Source organism: Undibacterium sp. GW821-FHT11B02 (assembly GCF_058808955.1).
Genome location: NZ_JBXASD010000007.1, coordinates 214,804 through 233,129, shown reverse-complemented (window position 1 = coordinate 233,129; position 18,326 = coordinate 214,804). Strand labels below are relative to the sequence as shown.

The window sequence follows — 18,326 nt, the reverse complement described above, 5'->3', positions numbered from 1 at the left end:
TCAATTATTTCCCTTGCTTGTTGTTGCCGGATTCTGCCGGTATGGTCAAAGGTGTAGACAGCAATTTTCCTTTTTCTATATTCGGCAACAAAGCGTCAGCCATACCTTCTTTGCCAGGTGCCAATTGCGTGCGCATGTAATCATAACGATCGACGGATACATTGCTGCTTTGCTCTGCACTGCGTATCACCGTCGGGCGCAAGAAAACCATCAGATTGGTTTTGCCACGTTTGCTGGTCTGATATTTGAACAGGTTACCCAGGATTGGTATATCACCCAGACCCGTCACTTTTTCCACGCCATCCGTGGTGCTATCCTCAATCAAACCGCCGAGAGCAATGATCTGCCCATCATCCACCAGTACGTTGGTAGAAATGGAACGCTCTTTGGTGATAATACCCGACACATTGGTTGTATCGTCAATACTCGACACTTCCTGATAAATTGCCAGTTTGACGGTGCCGCCTTCAGAAATTTGCGGTCTGACTTTCAATTTCAAGCCCACGTTCTTGCGTTCTATAGTCTGGAATGGATTGGCCCCAGCGGTACCGGACGTAGATGTAGTGAATTGTCCTGTAATCAGAGGTATGTTTTTCCCAACGACGATATTGGCTTCTTCATTGTCCAGCGTTACGATATTAGGAATCGACAAGACATTGGCATTGCCATCCGTTTGCAATACATGTGCTAAAGCACCCAATCCCAATTGACCGTTGATCTGCTTGAAGATACCGAGAGACAAACCTGCTCCAGGCAACACAGATCCGGTACTGCTTGAATTACCAGCCGCCAACGTCAGCAGATTGTTGCCCGCAGTAGAAAAAGAAGTACCACCACCTACACGGTATTTACTGTTTTGATCGCCCGACAAGCCCATCCACTGCACACCCAGTTCATTTGCTTTGTCAGCAGTAATTTCAACGATCAGCGCCTCAACATAAACCTGGGCGCGACGTGCATCAAGCTGATCAATGACGACGCGCAAATTGCGATACACAGGTTCGCTTGCAGTGATAATCAAAGTGTTGGTTGCCGTATCTGCCTGGATATAACCAGCCGCGCCACCACCGCTGCCAGATGAGGCAGACGTGCTTGAAGTCGGCAATGATGGAGTGGTGGCGGCACCGATGGTACTCGAATTGGATGAGGCCACCGGGCTATTCGTGCCATTGGCCGAATTGCCAAAATTCGATACAGTCGAACTTGACTTTGAGCTGGACGTATCACCAGTGACAATGGACCGCAGGGTCTGTGCCAGCTTCTCGGCTTCGGCATTTTTCAGATACACTACGTGGACGTTACCCGGCATGGTGCTAGGCTGATCCAGTTTTTCTACCAATGATTTAATCTGATTTGCCCTGGCAACAGAAGACGCACGCAACAATAGTGAATTGGAACGTGGGTCAGACATCAACACCGTACGTGCAGGATCGGCACCAGCGCCAGAATCCATGATCTTGTTAATCAGCGTCGCCACATCTGAGGCGATAGCGTTCTTAATTGGAATGATATCCATATCCACTGACGCTGGCACATCCAGTGCGGCAATGATCTTGTTGAGACGCTTCAGGTTATCGGCATAATCGGTAATTACCACCGTGTTATTGCCAGGATTGCCATTGATGGTGTTATTTGGTGAAATCAGCGGACGCAGGATAGTCACCACGTTTGCAGCAGATTCATAATTAAGTTTGTAAATCTGGGTAGCAACCTGGTCACCCTTGGCAGCTTCATTTTTTTCTGCATGCATGGTCTGGGTTGGGCCTGGCTGCAATTTGGCGTCCGACTCAGGCACTACTTTGGAATAACCGTCGGCAGTCACCACTGCATACCCTTGCAGGCGCAAAGTGGATGTCAACAATTTGAAAGCCTGATCCTTGGTCAAGGGTGTCTCAGACACCAGATTGATCTGGCCTTTGACCCGCGGATCAATAATAAAGGTGGTGCCAGTATAGTGCCCGATAGCCTTGATGACAGATTCAATATCGGCACCAACAAAATTCAGATCAGCTGTATTAGCTGTATTTTTTGCTGGGACTTGCGCCATGCCCGCTGGCGTCAACAGGAAGCCGGCTGTCAATACTGCAACACCTGTGATTGCAGACAATTGCTGTATAGGTTTGCGTATCGAATTTCTTGTCATGGCTACCCTGTGTTTTAATGGAAATGTTTTCATTTGAAATCTAACGCAATTACATCTTTATCGCCGTCATTGCGGCGCTGTCCCAGCAAATTCAGTAAATTTGCCAATTTAGCCTCTTGCCCTGCCTGTGCCCAAGCTTTTCCTGAAAATTGGAAACGTCCTGCCAGCATCTTACCCGCACCTTCCAGCATCATCGGCCCTTTCATGGTCGACAACTGCATATCAGCCTCTGTTCCACGGAAATCAAACGCCATTTGATAACTACCCAAAGGCTTGATGGGCGACAGGCGAGATGCCATTTCTGCCATTTCCAGTTGCACATGCCCAGTCACACTGAGCTGCCCATTAGCACGCGAAAACAGCAAATCATTCCATGATAAATGCAATATGCCTGTTGGCCCTATCGTATTTAAGGGCGATCCCAGTCCTTCCAAACGTTCCGGTGGCAATAACAACACTGCCGGACTCAGTTGCCACTGGCTGAAATTACCTGCCAGCCTGACCGGTGCACTCAGTGAGGCTGAATTTTCCAGATCAAGCTTAATCTGCCCCAACAATAGCAAAGGTGAAATATGCCACTGAAACCGCCCCGGAAACAAGGGGGTGACCGAACCACGACCATCCGCTGCGACACCGACAAAGGCTGATCCCTGCCAAAATGTTCCCTGAATATCGCCCAGACTGAGGCGACCACGGCTTTGTTTTTCCACTACCAGCCCCAGCCAGCTGGCAGGCAAAAACAACATTACCGTGACCAGCACACTGATTATCGCGGCAACAATCCAGCTTAAACGTTTAAAAATGGGCATCTGTTCTACCTGCCATTACTGGCTGCTTCTTTGCTGTCTTAGTGTCAGCGTGGCACTTACCTGACCACTTTCCAGCAAGGAAACCAGTTTCGCCTCTTCCACCGTCAACCTTGATGCTTTCTGCACTTCTACCAGCCACTCCATCAAATTGGCATAAGCCGTAGCAGGAATTTGCACCCGGACGATATCGTCATTAACACCTATGGTCTGTGGCTTGATGCCGCGCCGTGTCAGTGACTGCTCAAGCTGTTCCTTGCTGACGGGTGAGATCGTCTCAGACAGACTAGCTGCCAGTTGTGATTGCTGTTTGCTCAGTTCTGCCATTTCCGCCAATTGCTGATTTAATACCGGAATACTGGTTTGCAATTGTTTTAGTCCACTCAGTGCTGGTGCCAGAAAAACTGCATAGATCAACGCCAGAGTAATCACCAGTATGCAAATCAACAGCATGCGACGTTCACGCTCTGCCCGTGCTTGCCAGAAGAAATTGAATTGTTCCTTGAGTGCATAGAACATCAGCGTTTTCCTCCGACTGTGACACGTAAGCTACCATCTGTGGCAGAGTTGATTTCCAGTGACTGCTCTGCCAACCCTGCACGCAGTTTATCCAACGGTACCTGCATGCCGGGTTTGACTCGGATAAACAAGGCGCGTTCCTTATACTCTATACCAGCGATCCCACCCGGCGGACCAAAGCGGTCCCATGCCTGTGCAAACTGGGACGCCATAACGGCAAAATCATTGGCGGCAAATTGTCCGACTGCACGTTTTGACACATTCACTTTCTGTTGCATTTGCATCAAAGGATCGAGAATTGCTGTCTCTTTCGGAAAGCTGTTTCTATAAGTTTGCGTCAGGGATTTGCTGATATCCTGTGCTTCTTTACGTTTGCTCAACCATTCAAAATTCAAGGCCATCAAATTCACGATCAACAGTGCTGCCGCCAGACGCAGGGTCCAGCGCCACTTGCTCCAGTCAAAACTGGCCATATGTTCAGCTGCGATACCCGTCATCAAATCCGGTGTAGTCTGACTAATACCAGCTACCCGCGTCACCCAGCTAATAGCAGACAGCTTGATGTTCTCTTCCTGGCCAAGCTGGTTGACCAGTTGCTGGTAGAGATCCAGCTCAGTAGCAGGGACATGCACATCAATTCTGGGCTGTTCACTCAGGTGACCCAACATGGCCAGTGCATCAGCCTTCCCTGTCAGATCAAGGCTAAATCCTATGCCGTGTTTTTCGCCGTTGCGCAGACAAAGTTCAAGTGCACTATCTTTTTCTTCTATCAGAGCACAAGCTACCCCACTCTGCCCATCGACAGCAGGATAAAAGGCAAGCGCCAGTTGTGCAGGATAAGCGGACAATTTGCGTGATGGCCAATCCTTGACACGTTTGGCGACATCTTCCAGCCACAAGCGATCAGCCACAGCCACGCTTATTTCGCCATCCACAACCGGTGAGGAAACCAGTATCAGATCTGCCGGGTCACTGACAAGTTGTTCTTCCAGTAAATTTGGTAAAGCGGTTTTGAGTTTGGCTGCCGACATCGGTGGCACTTTGACAGTCAGCAAACTTGCATCCGCAGCAGCCAGCAAAAATGCAATTTGCTTTGCGCCTGCGGCTAAAGGCTTAAGGTCAGCCAGCGTCATCTGCCCTTGTTGTTGCAGGCGACCTTCTGCCGTCATCAACGCAAAAGACAGAGTTTCTCCGGCCCAATCAGGTCTGTTTTGTGCCGCCGCCCTTGACGGCAAAGAAATATACAGTGTGCTTGCCATATTTTTTATTCAGTTTTCCCGTACCCAAAGCACCGATGTTGTTACGGGCATGGTTGACGTACCACTTTCTGCCCGCTCTATCAAGGCACTGACATCCAGTGCCGAGCGATTCATTTTCACTTTACCATTCACAATAAAAAAATTGGTGAAGACCGCCACGTCTTTGTCTGTTACCGTTTTTGTCTTGTCATCAAAGCGCCGCTTAAAATCCTCCAGTGTCAGGAAATATGCCCTGTCACGGCTGGCAATCATCATTGCAGCATCACTGACACTAAGGCCATCGATCCTGGCCGCCAGGACTTCCGCCGTTGTCGTATTTACGTTAATCGCGGTCTTGCGCGGTAATACAGTAACTGCAGTTTTCAGGCGATTCAGCATTTCCTGGTTAAATCCGCTAACGGCCAGCAAATCATCAATCTGGGTAAAGCGCAAGAATTGTACTTCAGGAAACGATTCATCTGGAGAGGTTTTTCCAGTTCCGGACTCAGCAGTACTGGAACTTGACGCAGCTGCGACCCTTGCCTGGGTCTTTGCTACCATGGCTGCAACCGGATCAGCCAGTTGTGGATCCAGACGCAAATTCGTCAACAGGCGGGAAAATACTGCCAGTTCACGCGGGTCAACGATACCGTCAGTAGCCAGGTTATTCAGGTTGAACATGGCTTGGGCATCACTGACCTGACCTGACAGGGTAGCGTCGGCATCCTCGCCTTCGGCACGAGCATTTTCCACATATTGATCAAGCCGGGTATCGGCCAGAGGCACTGCCCAAGGTTCCCCCAGATGATCCACATTTGCCGATTGTTTGCCGTCTTCGCGTAAAATCAGTCTCGCCCAGTCGATGGCACCACGCAAAATCCATTTTTTTTGCAGCTGCATGCGCTGGTTTTCTATAGACCTGACCTGCACTTGTTGCTGCCAGAACAAACTGGCAACAATAGTGATAGCCAGTGTCGTCAGCAATAACGCCGTAATGACAGCAACCCCTGTTTGCTTGCCAGAATAGACAGGTAGATACCTCATACCGCCCCCAGCAGGAAGACTTTAGTGACAGGCAGCTCACGCCCTGTCAGTTGCACGGACAACTCAAGTCCGGTCAGTTTGCCGGCCTTGGCTACCGCCCCGGCTCCAATTGCAGCTTGTCCGGTAGCTGCACCTTCCGCTTCAGAGCCCCCCATGCGCCAACCATTTTCACCGTTCTTCCAGGTCCGCATATCAAGGCTCAGAACCTGGTTTTGCAAGGCGATAGCAGGATTGACATCGACATCAGACATGGCATTTTGCCAGTCTTGATCCAGCACCGCCAATTCACGCGTAGGCAACATCTCACTACGGCTCAACACACCTTCCCGCAAGCGGTAAGCAACGACTTGCAGGCGGCTGGGCTGGTTCTCTTCAAATACCGTACGTACCAGTACCAGCCTTGAACCGAGCGCGCTCAAGACTTCTCTTCCAGGTAAATTATTGGGATCCACCAAGTGGGCGCAGTCATTTTCTATCTGGGCGAAGGCCAGTTGTATGCCGCGCGTCTGTTCCATTTCTGCAGTCAGGCCAGCCCTTGCCCGTACAATGCTGTCCAGCCCGCGCCAACCCAGCACGGCAATAATCGCCAGTATGGTGATTGCCACCAACAGTTCTATTAACGTGAACCCTGTTTGTTGGCGCAGTTTGCTGCTACTCCTACAACGCATTCGGCACCACCTGTGTCAGTTTGATGATGCGATGCTCAGGCTTGTCAGCTTCAAATACAAACACCTCAACACGACGGAATGAGGGATTGGGGGTGGCAATTACATGTTCTTCACACATCAGGTGCATGTCGCCCTGCGGGCAGGCAAAAGTGCGCTCGCCAAATTCTGGCCATTCATGGGCCAGGCGAATTTGTGCCAGCCGGTTTTCGGCAGACCAGGTCGCCATCATCGAGCCACGCAGATTATTGCTGTTTTGTGTCAAACTGCCGACTGCACGCAAGCTGGCACCCAATGCCGTACCGACAATGACCAGCGCCACCAGCACTTCAAGCAGGGTAAAACCGGATTGACTGGATGAGTACCGCATCTTACTCCACCGAAAAATGGCCAATACCATCGGCACGTACACTGACTTGTTTATCAGCAGATTTGATGGTCAGGATAAATGGCTTATCCACTGGCTCGCGTCCAAATATGATGCGTATGGTAGAAGCGTCGGATGATTGCGGCTGAACGGATAATTGCACAGGGGCCAATTGAAAAAAACGCTCGCGCAACATTTCATCTTTGATCGGCGACCAGACACGGTCTTCCCGGACATAAAACCGGTATCCGGTTTGATCAACTTCAAATGCCACCGGCAGATTACGTACAATGGCTTCATCGCGGGCCAATTGCAATAGCAGGGAAATGCGCTTGGCGTCATTTTCCAGACGCTGTTGTGCGCCCGGCATGGCGTTAATACTCACGGCCCCCAGAATGAGGCCGAAAATAACCAGAACCACCAGCAACTCCAGCAGCGTAAAACCACGCTGCCTGACCTTGTTTGTCATGTAAGCGTCTTACAAATCCCAGGAGCCGATATCGGCATCGTCGCCGGCACCGCCAGGCTGGCCATCAGCTCCCAGAGAAAACACATCCACTTCGCCACGTATGCCTGGTGACAGATACTGATAAGGCTTGCCCCATGGATCATTACGCAGCTTCTCTATATAACCTCCAGACTGCCAGGCATTGGCTGCCGGGCCTGTTGTCGGTTTTTCTATCAGTGCCTGCAAACCCTGCTCAGTCGTTGGATAGCGTTGGTTATGCAGGCGATACATTTTCAATGCCCCCATGATAGTAGAAATATCCTGCTTGGCTGCAGTCACCCTGGCCTCGTGGGTAAAACCTGTCAGCTTGGGCACCATGAAGGCACCAAGGATGGCAATAATTGTTACTACCACCATGATTTCAATCAGCGTAAAACCGCTAGAACGAGCAAAGGCAGGGCGAACACGTGAAACTGCAAATGTATTGGACATAGCAAAAATCAATAAATAAAAACGTTTAAAACCACTTGAGCATATCAGGCATACAGCTCACGCAGTATAAATCCTGACACCTGAATTAAGGCTGCTTTCTGTATCCAATCGTAACAGAAAGCCCATAAAAATAATGCATCACTTAAAAACCCTGTTCAACAAGCATTTTGGCAGCACTGAGCCTACATCGGTACAATGACGCATAACGCCAGATACTGCCGCGAGTATATTTCAACTCAGTTTTAAGGGCAAACTACGCAGACGCTTGCCAGTTAATCTGAATACGGCATTTGCTACTGCTGGCGCAATCGGTGGCACGCCAGGCTCACCTATACCCTGGGGCGGCCCGGCACTCTTGATGATCACCGTTTCCACCTCTGGCGCTTCATTGATGCGCAATACGGGATAATCGCCAAAATTGGTCTGCACCACCTGCCCGTCCTTGATCAGGATTTCACCATACAATGCCGCACTCAGGCCAAATACGATGGCAGATTCCATTTGCTGGGCAATGATATTCGGGTTGACAGCAATACCGCAATCAAGCGCGCACACAACCCGGTGCACCCGGATTTGGCCATCCTGTACCGATATCTCGGCAATCTGGGCAACGATGGTACCAAAAGATTCATGCAAGGCAAGGCCGTGTGCCCTGCCCGCTGGTGCCTGCCCTGCCTTGCTGACTGCTGCATCGAGCACGGCAATATGGCGCGGATGACGAGCCAGCAAGTTCCGTCTGAAAGCCGCGCCATCCTGGTTGGCAGCATGGGCTAGTTCGTCGATAAAACTTTCCTTGAAAAAAGCATTGTGCGAATGACCGACCGAGCGCCAGAAGCCTATGGGCACCGCGCTAGGCACGATGACATGGGCAATACGCTGATTCGGTATTTCATACGGCATGTCAAACTCGCCTTCAGCCGTTGTCTTGTCTGGTCCGGCACCGGCAAAGCCGAAAGCACGCTTGAGAAACTGATGCGCAATCGCACCCGATGCTGATTTATTGTCATAGGCGAGCAACTTGCCAGTACTATCCAGGCCTGCCTTGAAGCGTGCCAATGCCGCTGGGCGGTACATATCATGACTGATATCTTCTTCACGACTCCAGATCAGTTGCACGGGCAGGCCCCTGGTTTCCATGGCAATACGCACAGCCTGCGCAACCATATCGGCTTCCAGTCTGCGGCCAAAACCACCTCCCAGGTAAGCCATATGCAAATTAATGTAATCCGATTTGATGTTTGACACTTTGGCCGCAAGATCAACTGAAATGCCAGGCACCTGGGTAGATACCCAGATGTCAACCTTGCTGTCGCCCACCTGAGCCGTGCAATTGATTGGCTCCATCGCTGCATGTGCAAGGAAAGGAGCGCGGTATTCGGCTTCCACAGTTTTCGCCACGTTTTTCCTAGCCAGGGCTTCAGTCGCGTCACCGGTTTGATAATAAGCGTGACCACTTTCCTTATCCAACTGACTGGCGAATTCCTTGAATATGCTGTCTGTGGACAGCTTGGCGTTGTCGCCCGGTTCCCATATTATCGCTAGCGCGGCGATTGCCTGTTTCGCTTGCCAGTAGGATTTGGCAACCACGGCCACGCCGGCTACCATGTCCGGCATGGAAAAGTCCACGACATGCATTACACCAGGCATGTTCATGACACTGGCAGCATCAAATTGTTTTACTTTTCCGCCTATGGTGGGACTTTGCCTGAGCGCGGCGTACAGCATACCGTCGGGCCGCGCGTCAATGCCGAAACGGGCACTGCCGTCGGTCTTGCCAAGCGCGTCGGTACGTGGTTGCGGCGTGCCTATCAGCTTAAAGTCCCGGGGGTTCTTCAATTGCACTTCGCCCGGCTGACTATGTACGGCATCTGCCGCCAGGTCCGCATAGGTGGCGCGCTTGCCTGAAGCATGCAGGACAGCACCGTCCAGGGTGCTGCATTCGGCAGCGGCTACCTGCCATTTTTTGGCTGCTGCAGCAACCAGCATGGCACGCGCCGTGGCTCCGGCTTCCCGCATCGGCAGCCAGGCATCCTTGACGCTGGACGAGCCACCGGTCATCTGCACCCCTAGCTCACGTGCCAATTTCAGCGTAATCCAATGGGCGACACGCTTCAGGCTGCCCTGATCATCTGGATGAAAAGGCAGCCCGTCTGCAATAACGGCCAGATTACCGTAGATCTTGTCTGCCGGCACGTACATGGGTTTTACCTGACTCAGAGGTACATCCAGCTCTTCCGCCACCAGCATCTGTAAAGCGGTATGCACGCCCTGTCCCATCTCACTTCTGTGCATGGCCACGTTGACACTGCCATCAGCCGCTATGCTGATCCAGCCATTTAACGCTACCTCACCATCATGTACCGGTAAATCATGAGCGGCGTTCATGCGTTGGCGTGGCGGCAAAAAGCCCCAGCCAACCAATAAAGCGCCAGTTACCCCCAAACCACCGAGAATAAAACGGCGACGTGACTTCTTTTTGGGTTGTGACATGTCGGTCTCCGTTATTGTTTGCTGATACAGGCAACGGCAGTTCAGGTGTTCCTGCGCGGATAACCTTCTGCCAGGATGCGGGTCCAGACAATTTCTTTTTGTTCAGGCGTCATAAACACCCATTCCGCCACTTCAGCTACCGTGCGGCCACAGCCACGACACACATCATCAAACGTTGTCGAGCAAACGGCCACACAAGGTGTATCCGGACGTTCTTTGCTTTCCATCTTTATTACTGACATTATTCAAACGTTCCTGCATTTATTAAAAACCTGTTTACGATCTGTAACGAACGTGCGTTAGCGGGGTCAGGGTAATTAAGCGCAGCGCAAAAAGCGGAATGTACTCTGGTACATGAGCATTTTGAGCAGCACATGAGCCCCGCGTGAATTCCGATCACGCTCGCGCAGTAAGATCGTACACAGGTTCTAAGGGATTCTGCGGACATAATATACACTGCATACCAATAATAGGACGGACGTTCGCCTTTTGCTGCGTAATAGTAAATGGTTTTTATACAAATAAACTAAAAACCATTGGTACGGAGACTCTATTTTCCGTGCACTGGCCGGGTTTTATTGACATGCGACAGCCTTCGGCAGGAAAATTATGCTCCAAACCATTATTCATATTCAGGAAAGCAAATCATGAAAGTTGCCGTCATATTGTCAGGTTGCGGTGTTTTCGATGGTGCAGAAATTCACGAAAGCGTCCTGACCATGCTGGCTCTGGTCAGGGCAGGCGTTGAACCAGAATTCCTTGCACCGGATATTCCGCAGTTACATGTCGTCAATCATCTTACCGGCGAGGTGGCTCCTGGCGAAACCCGCAATGTGCTGGTTGAATCCGCACGCATAGCGCGCGGTAAGATCAAGGACATAGCACAAGCCAATGCGGCGGATTATGCTGCGGTTTTCTTTCCGGGCGGTTTTGGTGCAGCAAAAAACCTGTCTGACTTTGCCATTAAAGGTGCAGACTGCCAGATACAGCCTGACGTATTGCGTTTTGCCAAAGCCATCGCGTCTGCAGGTAAACCTGCCTGCTATATTTGCATTGCACCAGCCATGATCCCGCAGGTCTATGGCAGCGGCACTGCCGTCACCATAGGCACTGACGAAGCAACTGCCGCCGCCATCACCGCCATGGGTGGACAACACATCAATTGCCCGGTCAAGGAATTTGTCGTCGACAAAGACAAGAAACTGGTTAGTACTCCGGCCTATATGCTGGCTGAAAACATTGCAGAAGCCGCTATCGGCATTGAAGCTGCAGTCAAAGCCACATTGGCAATGATTTAAATATCACCTTAGCGTCTGGCCAAATTAACGGGGTGTTGTTGCACCGCCTGACGGGGATGCCGAGTTATCTTAATCTCGCAACAGCCCCTGAATATTTGCTGGTTTGACCCGGCTGCTGGCTTCTGCGCTCAAGCCGATTGCCCTTGATTTACTTCTTTTTCCTCACAACAAGGCTTGCATGACACAAGATTTTTTCCAATCACTGATTTTACTGATACTGGTGACTGACCCGTTTGGCAATGTCCCGATTTTTGTCAGTGCCTTGTCCCATGTTGCACCGGAAAGGCGCTGGCGTGTGGTGGTGCGCGAATGTGCAATAGCCTTTGCCCTGCTGTTGCTGTTCATGTTTTTTGGCAAGCATTTCCTGACGGCACTGCAATTGACGGAGGTTTCTTTGCGCATAGGTGGCGGCGTCATTTTGTTCCTGATTGCTTTGCGCATGGTTTTCCCGCAAGAGGGCGGGATTTTCGGTGAGGTGGAAGATGGTCACGAGCCATTTATCGTGCCATTGGCCATCCCCGCTCTGGCAGGTCCATCAGCATTGGCAACTGTGCTGCTGTTCTCGTCTGACGGCAAGCAGGACATGGTGGTTCACCTGGCAGCGCTGACTGCGGTTGCCGTTGTCTGGCTGATTGTTTTGTTGAGTGCCGAGCGTATGCAACGCGTACTGGGTGTACGCGTCATGACAGCATTTGAACGTCTGATGGGCTTGATATTGACGGCGATGTCAGTGGAAATGCTGCTTGCAGGAATCAGGGATTATTTAAAAACTCTGACTTGACGACACCCGTCTGAGACGGATCTTGAATCAGTGATTGAAGGTATAGTAACCAAGTAAGAACAGGGTAATAGCAATCAGGAATTGTTTCAGGTTCTGGCGGTTCATTGTCTTCGTCATCCTATAATTTTATTGGCGCTCATGCTGGCGATATCAGCATCACTGTAACCCAGATTGCGTAAGATTTCCTGATTATGCTGTCCCAGCCTTGGGCCTAGCCATTGCGTTTTTCCTGGTGTTGCCGACATCTTTGGCGTAATGGATGGCAATTTGACAGGTGTGCCATCTTCAAAGGCATGTTGTTCAAACATCTGTCGCGCCAGGAATTGCGGATCACTCATCATATCGCGCACTGAATAAATTTTCCCTACCGGCACATCCGCCGCTTTTAATATCTGCAAGGCTGTATCAATATCCCTGGTCGAGCACCAGCCTTGTATCGCTGCGTCTATCTCTGCGGTACGCGGCACACGCCCATCATTGCGTACCAGGCCCGGGTCATTGGCAAGATCATCCCGGTCTATGGCTTTCATTAGTCGATGGAAAATGGCATCCCCATTGCCAGCAATGACGATATTCTCACCTTCTGCCGTGGTATAGGTATTCGATGGCACAATACCGGGCAAAGCACCGCCAGTGCGTTCGCGCACGAAGCCAGCATGATCAAATTCCGGTACCAGCGATTCCATCAGATTGAACACGGATTCATACAGGGCAACATCAACCATCTGCCCTTGACCTGCAACACATGCATCGCCCTGCTTACCATTCCAACGCCCGCCACTGACATCGCGATGGCGCAATGCCATCATGGCGCCGATCACACCATGCAAAGCCGCAACTGAATCGCCGATAGAAATACCAACCCGTACCGGGGGCCGGTCAGCATGGCCGGACACATAGCGCAAGCCGCCCATCGATTCACCGATGGCACCAAAACCTGGCAAGTCTTTCATGGGACCAGTCTGCCCATAGCCGGACAAGCGCACCATGATGGTTGCCGGATTGACGGCCTTCAAATCTTCATAGCCCAGTTCCCATTTTTCCAGGACACCGGGACGGTAATTTTCTATGATGATGTCAGCGTCAAGTGCGAGCTTTCTGGCAATCCCACGCGCCTGTGGCTCTTTCATATTCAGGGTAATACTTTTTTTATTTCTTGCCTGCACGCTCCACCAAAGCGAAGTTCCATCCTTCAAGACGCGCCACTGACGTAAAGGATCGCCCCCATCCGGCGCTTCCACCTTGATCACTTCGGCCCCAAATTCGGCCAGCATGCGTGAGCAAAAGGGTCCGGCAATCAGGGTACCCAACTCCAGAACCTTGATACCCGCCAAAGGGCCATGTGTATTTGCTTGAGGCTTCATGCTTGTGACTTCATCCATCAGAAAAAAGTAAGTTTCTTGGTTTCCCAGAGCAAATTGGCGCGCGCCTGAGCATCAAAACGACTTGCCATCGTGGTGGTAAAGAACAGTTGCTCACGTTCCGAAAAACGTTTCAGCACTTTGATTCTTCCCGCGCGGAACAAAGGTGCTGTCACCCAGCGATATTCATGGCGTATGGCCTGACTGTATTGCTGATAAATATCAGGTGCTGCACCAAGTATAGCCAGATCAAGGTCGAGAAACAGGGGTAAATCAAGTGTCTGGTTTTTAAATTTCGGCACTTCATGTCTTGCTGTTGCCAAAATGCATTGCTGCACGTAAGGAATGACAAGCACATCAATTTCAAGCTGACTTAGCATCTCACCTGCCAGTTCAGCACTCTTGAGCTCATTATTGCTGGCATGGGTATCATAGATAATGTCATGAAACCAAATCGCCAGCGCGACGACTGCGAAGTCGCGAATCTCAGCCTTCATTTTGTCTGCATGCAACAGCAAGGCCTGGATGTGAGAAAGATTATGATAGCTACGATGCGGCTCAGAATAATACCTGTCGAGCACAATCCAGGCTTGCTCAGCCTGCCTGGCATTGCCTCCCAGAGCCTGGATCAGATCTAGCCATTGTTGCCGCAACTGTTTCTTTTGCTCGATGGTAATCAGGAACATGGCCGCTAATATCAGGTTGTTCGACGATCCAGCATGGCACGCGCGATGGTACCAGCATCCACATATTCAAGCTCGCCCCCCACTGGCACACCACGCGCCAGACGACTGACCTGCAAGCCACGAGCCTTGAGATTTTCACTGATATAGTGGGCCGTCGCCTCGCCTTCATTGGTAAAATTGGTAGCCAGCACTACTTCCTTGACGACACCGTCAGTTGCCCGGGTAATCAGCTTTTCCAGATGAATATCTTTCGGCCCTATGCCATCCAAGGGGGACAAACGACCCATCAGGACGAAATACAAGCCCTTGTAGGTCAGTGTCTGCTCTATCATCATCTGGTCAGACGGTGTTTCAACGACGCACAGCATACTGGCATCGCGCGCTACATCCAGACAGGTTTCGCAGACTTCACTTTCCGAGAAGGTATTGCAGGATGCACAGTGCTGTATGCGCTCCACCGCATTGGTAAGCGCCTGCCCAAGCAGAGCAGCCCCTTCGCGGTCATGCTGCAGCAAATGGTAAGCCATGCGCTGGGCAGACTTTGGCCCTACGCCGGGCAAACGGCGCAGGGCCTCAGACAAGGCATCCAGACTACCTATTTTCTTCACACTCAGAACGGCATTTTGAAGCCAGGTGGCATAGGCATGCCAGCGGTTAATGCAGACATTTTCTCTTGCGAGGTTGCTTCTGCCTTGCGTACAGCATCATTGAAAGCTGCAGCAACCAGGTCTTCCAGCATATCTTTGTCGTCACCCAACAATGACGGGTCAATGGTGACGCGTTTGACGTCGTTTTTGCAGGTCATGACGACTTTGACCAGACCAGCACCAGCCTGGCCTTCAACTTCAACCAGACCCAGTTGGTCCTGCGCCTTTTTCATATTGTCTTGCATGGCCTGGGCTTGTTTCATCAAACCGGCAAGTTGATTTTTCATCATAAGAATTTCTCCGAAAATATTAGATAGATAAAGTAAGTGTCCAGATAGGCTGTTCGCTGCATGCATCCGAACTAAATCGGACGTATGCTACCTGTGACGATAGTGGCACCAAATTCGCGCATTAAGGTCTGCACAAAAGAGTCGCCTTGTATGGACGCTTCGGCCTGTTGCTGACGCACTTCTCGCTCAGCCACGGCTTGGGCATTGGCAGTTTGTTCAACTGCACCAATTTCGGTTTCAACGCGGATATTTTTTTCAAATCGCTCAGTCAATGCTGCTGTTAGCTTGTCCAGGCTACCTGCCGACAACAAGGTTGGCAAAGGAACCCGCAGACGGAACACATGAGCATTGCCGTCCTGCCGGCAACTGACCAGTTCACTTTGCTGCGCCAATTGCTGAGCCACCCCGCGCACAGGCAGGCTGGCGGCAAGATTGGGCCAGAAACCATCCCAATTCAATTCTGGCACCGGCGCATTGGAAATCTGTCTGTCCGCAATGACGGCACCAAGCACTTCTGGCTTGGCCACGACAGTTTCTGGTTTAACTTTTTCTGCTGGCCGGACATCTTCATCTTGCCGGATACTATTGCCGACGGCGAGCATGATCCCATCTTCTTGTCTTGCAGCAGGCATAGCAGGCTTGGAAGGCGAACTGCCTGCCTTTGTGGATGTGGCCGGCGCTGACTCGAAGAACATTTCTTCATCCCACGGGGGGGGCATATCATCCATACCTGCAGATTGCGCGTCTTGCTCAGCAATCATGGGTGCTGGTGCAGATACCGGAGCTTTGGCTACGGGTACCGTTGGCGCAGTTGCAGGTGTCGCACTGACTACAGGCGTCGGCTTGGCAAGTGATGCTGCCGGCACGGGCTGGGCAGCAACTACAGGTATAGCGGGAGTTGAAGCCGGCGCTGCACTTGGTGTCGCAATCACAACCGCAGGCACTACATCTGCAGGGGCTACCGGTCTTGCACTTGGCGTCGCCTGCTTACCACTGGCCGCACGGGCTGCTGCCAGCGCCGCCATCGCGGGACTTTGGCGCGCACCAGTCACAGGCACATCCGGGGCCGCTATCGCGGGCGAGTTTGAAGGTACTGCTGCTTGCGCAGCAACAGGTGCCTTGCTCACCACGGCTGCTGCTACAGGTGCCGCACTCATACTGGCTCGTGGCGATCCGCCAGCAAGAGGGGTACCCTGGCCGCCGACAACTCCGGCACGAGCTGCCACGCCATTCGACGGCAATGCCTGTGGCGCGGATGGCCTGCCACCAGCAGGTGGAATCGCATCCTGCTCACCAGTTGCCGGCTTGAATGCCAGCATGCGCAATAAGGTCATGCTGAAACCGGCATATTCATCCGGTGCCAGTGCCAGCTCATTGCGACCATGTACGGCAATCTGGTAAAACAATTGAATTTCTTCTTTGGCAAAACATTGTGCCAGACGCAAGACTTGCTCGCGCTCAGGGATATCATCTGCCACCGCAGCAGGTACGAGTTGTGCGATGGCAATCTGGTGCAGCAAGCTGCCCAGGTCTTGCAAGGCAGCCTTGTAAGACAGGCTGCGTGCTGCCATTTCATCTGCCACATCCAGCAATGCCTTGCCATCCTGCGCAGCGAGGCCATCGAGTAAACGAATCAGATACGATTGATCAAGCGCCCCCAGCATACCCTGGACTGCATCCAGCGTCACCTTGCCAGCAGCATAGGCAATTGCCTGGTCGGTCAGCGACAGGGCATCGCGCATGGAACCATGGGCACCCTGTGCCAGCAGGCGCAAGGCTGGCAATTCAAAATCGATCTGCTCCTGCCCCAGAATATTTTCCAGATGACCAACAATATGGCCAGGCGGCATTTGCTTGAGATTGAACTGCAAGCAACGTGACAAGACCGTAACCGGGATCTTTTGCGGGTCGGTAGTTGCCAGAATGAATTTGACATGTTCAGGCGGCTCTTCCAGCGTTTTCAACATGGCATTGAAAGCGTGGTTGGTCAGCATGTGCACCTCATCGATCATATACACTTTAAAACGTGCATTCGACGGGGCATAGATGGCTTGCTCCAACAGCGAGGCCATTTCATCAACGCCGCGATTGGACGCGGCATCCATTTCTATATAGTCAACAAAACGACCGGCATCAATGGCTGTACAAGCTTCGCAGACACCACAAGGATGAGCAGTAATGCCCGTCTCGCAGTTAAAGGATTTGGCCAATATGCGCGACAAGGTCGTTTTTCCGACACCGCGGGTACCAGTGAATAAATAGGCGTGATGCAGCCGCTGCTGCTCAAGCGCATGAGATAAGGCACGAACCACGTGCTCCTGCCCAACAAGCGTTTCAAAGCTCTTTGGGCGATATTTTCGGGCGAGGACTTGATAGGACATCTTGCGATTTTACCTTATTCAGGCGGACTGACCACTGATTTGCAGATATCCAAGCACCAAGTTTTTCATATGAAGGTAAAAATCAGCATCCTGCAAGCTTTGCGGAGACAACATCAGGGTTTGATACAGCACACCATAAATGGCGGCATGCACCACCTCCGGACTGGCCTTGCTATAAGCATTGCGGTCACAACTGGCGGCAAAAGCCTGCTCCCAGATATCCACGATTTGGCCGTAAAGACTGCTATAGGCCTTGATATCAGATATTTGCCGCTCCAGAAAAATCAAGGCTGACCATTCATCAGTTTTTTCAGCATGCAGTTGTATGATTTTTTCTATCATGAACTGCACCATGTCTGGCAAGCTTTTGCCGCGTTGCAATTCTACCCACAAGCGCATTTGCGTACCTATGCTTTTGAAGCGTTCGTGCATGCAATGTGCCGCAATGGATTTTTTTCCGGGGAAATATTCATACAGTGTGCCCAACCCTACCCCTGCCACCAGAGCAATGTCGCGCATGGTCAGGTCGGCATAGTTTTTTTCTACCAAAAGCCGAACAAAGGCATCCAGAATGGCCAATTGCGTCATTCTGGATCGTTGCTGAACCGGCTTACGCCTTAATTTCAATGGGCTGGCAGTCTCTGTCATCTGTTTTTATTTACTGGTTGAC

General features: G+C 51.4%; 19 protein-coding genes. 2 read left to right on the top strand and 17 right to left on the bottom strand.

All coding sequences use genetic code 11. The features are described from left to right. Positions 1-4: 4 nt before the first annotated feature. From gspD to AC1RVX_RS16735, 11 genes are all read right to left on the bottom strand, one after another. Positions 5-2,176 (bottom strand): type II secretion system secretin GspD, encoded by a 2,172-nt coding sequence (gspD, locus tag AC1RVX_RS16785; RefSeq protein WP_493217741.1) that lies wholly within the window; start codon positions 2,174-2,176, stop codon positions 5-7. Next, positions 2,173-2,952 carry a type II secretion system protein N gene (gspN, locus tag AC1RVX_RS16780; RefSeq protein ID WP_493217740.1) on the bottom strand — a complete coding sequence of 260 codons (780 nt, stop codon included), beginning with the start codon at positions 2,950-2,952 and terminating at the stop codon, positions 2,173-2,175. The genes gspD and gspN overlap by 4 nt, the downstream gene beginning before the upstream one ends. A 15-nt stretch (positions 2,953-2,967) precedes the next feature. Continuing rightward, positions 2,968-3,468 (bottom strand): type II secretion system protein M, encoded by a 501-nt coding sequence (locus tag AC1RVX_RS16775; protein ID WP_493217739.1) that lies wholly within the window; start codon positions 3,466-3,468, stop codon positions 2,968-2,970. Continuing rightward, complete coding sequence (gene gspL, locus AC1RVX_RS16770) at positions 3,468-4,727, bottom strand: type II secretion system protein GspL (RefSeq protein ID WP_493217738.1); 1,260 nt, start codon at positions 4,725-4,727, stop codon at positions 3,468-3,470. The genes AC1RVX_RS16775 and gspL overlap by 1 nt, the downstream gene beginning before the upstream one ends. 9 nt (positions 4,728-4,736) lie before the next feature. Beyond that, positions 4,737-5,750, bottom strand: a complete 1,014-nt coding sequence (gspK, locus tag AC1RVX_RS16765; protein WP_493217737.1) for a type II secretion system minor pseudopilin GspK — start codon at positions 5,748-5,750, stop codon at positions 4,737-4,739. Then, positions 5,747-6,418 carry a PulJ/GspJ family protein gene (locus AC1RVX_RS16760; RefSeq protein ID WP_493217736.1) on the bottom strand — a complete coding sequence of 224 codons (672 nt, stop codon included), beginning with the start codon at positions 6,416-6,418 and terminating at the stop codon, positions 5,747-5,749. The genes gspK and AC1RVX_RS16760 overlap by 4 nt, the downstream gene beginning before the upstream one ends. Further along, the gene (gspI, locus tag AC1RVX_RS16755; RefSeq protein ID WP_493217735.1) at positions 6,408-6,785 is read right to left on the bottom strand and encodes a type II secretion system minor pseudopilin GspI; all 378 of its coding nucleotides are present in this window, start codon (positions 6,783-6,785) and stop codon (positions 6,408-6,410) included. The genes AC1RVX_RS16760 and gspI overlap by 11 nt, the downstream gene beginning before the upstream one ends. A gap of 1 nt (position 6,786) precedes the next feature. Then, positions 6,787-7,251, bottom strand: coding sequence for a type II secretion system minor pseudopilin GspH (gspH, locus tag AC1RVX_RS16750; protein WP_493217734.1), 465 nt, complete (start codon positions 7,249-7,251; stop codon positions 6,787-6,789). Positions 7,252-7,260: 9 nt separating this feature from the next. Continuing rightward, a complete protein-coding gene (gspG, locus tag AC1RVX_RS16745) occupies positions 7,261-7,722 on the bottom strand; it encodes a type II secretion system major pseudopilin GspG (protein ID WP_493217733.1) in 462 nt (153 codons plus the stop codon). 231 nt (positions 7,723-7,953) lie between these two features. Then, the gene (locus AC1RVX_RS16740) at positions 7,954-10,212 is read right to left on the bottom strand and encodes a xanthine dehydrogenase family protein molybdopterin-binding subunit (RefSeq protein ID WP_493217732.1); all 2,259 of its coding nucleotides are present in this window, start codon (positions 10,210-10,212) and stop codon (positions 7,954-7,956) included. 41 nt (positions 10,213-10,253) lie between these two features. Continuing rightward, entirely contained in the window at positions 10,254-10,454 is a 201-nt protein-coding gene (locus AC1RVX_RS16735) for a DUF1289 domain-containing protein (protein WP_493217731.1), read from the bottom strand. A gap of 405 nt (positions 10,455-10,859) precedes the next feature. On the opposite strand from AC1RVX_RS16735, the gene elbB reads away from it, so the two are divergent. Continuing rightward, positions 10,860-11,510, top strand: a complete 651-nt coding sequence (gene elbB / locus AC1RVX_RS16730) for an isoprenoid biosynthesis glyoxalase ElbB (protein WP_493217730.1) — start codon at positions 10,860-10,862, stop codon at positions 11,508-11,510. Positions 11,511-11,688: 178 nt separating this feature from the next. Then, positions 11,689-12,291: a MarC family protein gene (locus tag AC1RVX_RS16725; protein ID WP_493217729.1), complete on the top strand. Its 603-nt coding sequence runs from the start codon at positions 11,689-11,691 to the stop codon at positions 12,289-12,291. 113 nt (positions 12,292-12,404) lie between these two features. On the opposite strand, the gene AC1RVX_RS16720 is transcribed toward AC1RVX_RS16725, so the two are convergent. The 6 genes from AC1RVX_RS16720 to AC1RVX_RS16695 all read right to left on the bottom strand — a co-directional run bounded on the left by AC1RVX_RS16720 (position 12,405) and on the right by AC1RVX_RS16695 (position 18,244). Continuing rightward, positions 12,405-13,655, bottom strand: a complete 1,251-nt coding sequence (locus tag AC1RVX_RS16720) for a CaiB/BaiF CoA transferase family protein (protein WP_493217728.1) — start codon at positions 13,653-13,655, stop codon at positions 12,405-12,407. Between the two features lie 17 nt (positions 13,656-13,672). After that, positions 13,673-14,338: an HD domain-containing protein gene (locus AC1RVX_RS16715; protein ID WP_493217727.1), complete on the bottom strand. Its 666-nt coding sequence runs from the start codon at positions 14,336-14,338 to the stop codon at positions 13,673-13,675. Between the two features lie 11 nt (positions 14,339-14,349). Beyond that, positions 14,350-14,946, bottom strand: coding sequence for a recombination mediator RecR (gene recR / locus AC1RVX_RS16710; protein ID WP_493217726.1), 597 nt, complete (start codon positions 14,944-14,946; stop codon positions 14,350-14,352). A gap of 2 nt (positions 14,947-14,948) precedes the next feature. Next, a complete protein-coding gene (locus AC1RVX_RS16705; RefSeq protein ID WP_422981043.1) occupies positions 14,949-15,275 on the bottom strand; it encodes a YbaB/EbfC family nucleoid-associated protein in 327 nt (108 codons plus the stop codon). 71 nt (positions 15,276-15,346) lie between these two features. Beyond that, entirely contained in the window at positions 15,347-17,656 is a 2,310-nt protein-coding gene (locus AC1RVX_RS16700; protein WP_493217725.1) for a DNA polymerase III subunit gamma/tau, read from the bottom strand. Between the two features lie 18 nt (positions 17,657-17,674). Next, positions 17,675-18,244, bottom strand: coding sequence for a TetR/AcrR family transcriptional regulator (locus tag AC1RVX_RS16695; protein WP_493217724.1), 570 nt, complete (start codon positions 18,242-18,244; stop codon positions 17,675-17,677). Positions 18,245-18,326: the final 82 nt, after the last annotated feature.

Coding starts and splice junctions, on each gene's coding strand:
- gspG (WP_493217733.1), bottom strand. CDS start 7,722: ATGTCCAATACATTTGCAGTTTCACGTGTTCGCCCTGCCTTTGCTCGT.
- AC1RVX_RS16695 (WP_493217724.1), bottom strand. CDS start 18,244: ATGACGCAATTGGCCATTCTGGATGCCTTTGTTCGGCTTTTGGTAGAA.
- gspL (WP_493217738.1), bottom strand. CDS start 4,727: ATGGCAAGCACACTGTATATTTCTTTGCCGTCAAGGGCGGCGGCACAA.
- AC1RVX_RS16735 (WP_493217731.1), bottom strand. CDS start 10,454: ATGTCAGTAATAAAGATGGAAAGCAAAGAACGTCCGGATACACCTTGT.
- gspN (WP_493217740.1), bottom strand. CDS start 2,952: ATGCCCATTTTTAAACGTTTAAGCTGGATTGTTGCCGCGATAATCAGT.
- gspH (WP_493217734.1), bottom strand. CDS start 7,251: ATGACAAACAAGGTCAGGCAGCGTGGTTTTACGCTGCTGGAGTTGCTG.
- AC1RVX_RS16725 (WP_493217729.1), top strand. CDS start 11,689: ATGACACAAGATTTTTTCCAATCACTGATTTTACTGATACTGGTGACT.
- elbB (WP_493217730.1), top strand. CDS start 10,860: ATGAAAGTTGCCGTCATATTGTCAGGTTGCGGTGTTTTCGATGGTGCA.
- AC1RVX_RS16700 (WP_493217725.1), bottom strand. CDS start 17,656: ATGTCCTATCAAGTCCTCGCCCGAAAATATCGCCCAAAGAGCTTTGAA.
- gspK (WP_493217737.1), bottom strand. CDS start 5,750: ATGAGGTATCTACCTGTCTATTCTGGCAAGCAAACAGGGGTTGCTGTC.
- AC1RVX_RS16775 (WP_493217739.1), bottom strand. CDS start 3,468: ATGTTCTATGCACTCAAGGAACAATTCAATTTCTTCTGGCAAGCACGG.
- AC1RVX_RS16705 (WP_422981043.1), bottom strand. CDS start 15,275: ATGATGAAAAATCAACTTGCCGGTTTGATGAAACAAGCCCAGGCCATG.
- gspI (WP_493217735.1), bottom strand. CDS start 6,785: ATGCGGTACTCATCCAGTCAATCCGGTTTTACCCTGCTTGAAGTGCTG.
- AC1RVX_RS16720 (WP_493217728.1), bottom strand. CDS start 13,655: ATGAAGCCTCAAGCAAATACACATGGCCCTTTGGCGGGTATCAAGGTT.
- gspD (WP_493217741.1), bottom strand. CDS start 2,176: ATGAAAACATTTCCATTAAAACACAGGGTAGCCATGACAAGAAATTCG.
- AC1RVX_RS16760 (WP_493217736.1), bottom strand. CDS start 6,418: ATGCGTTGTAGGAGTAGCAGCAAACTGCGCCAACAAACAGGGTTCACG.
- AC1RVX_RS16715 (WP_493217727.1), bottom strand. CDS start 14,338: ATGTTCCTGATTACCATCGAGCAAAAGAAACAGTTGCGGCAACAATGG.
- AC1RVX_RS16740 (WP_493217732.1), bottom strand. CDS start 10,212: ATGTCACAACCCAAAAAGAAGTCACGTCGCCGTTTTATTCTCGGTGGT.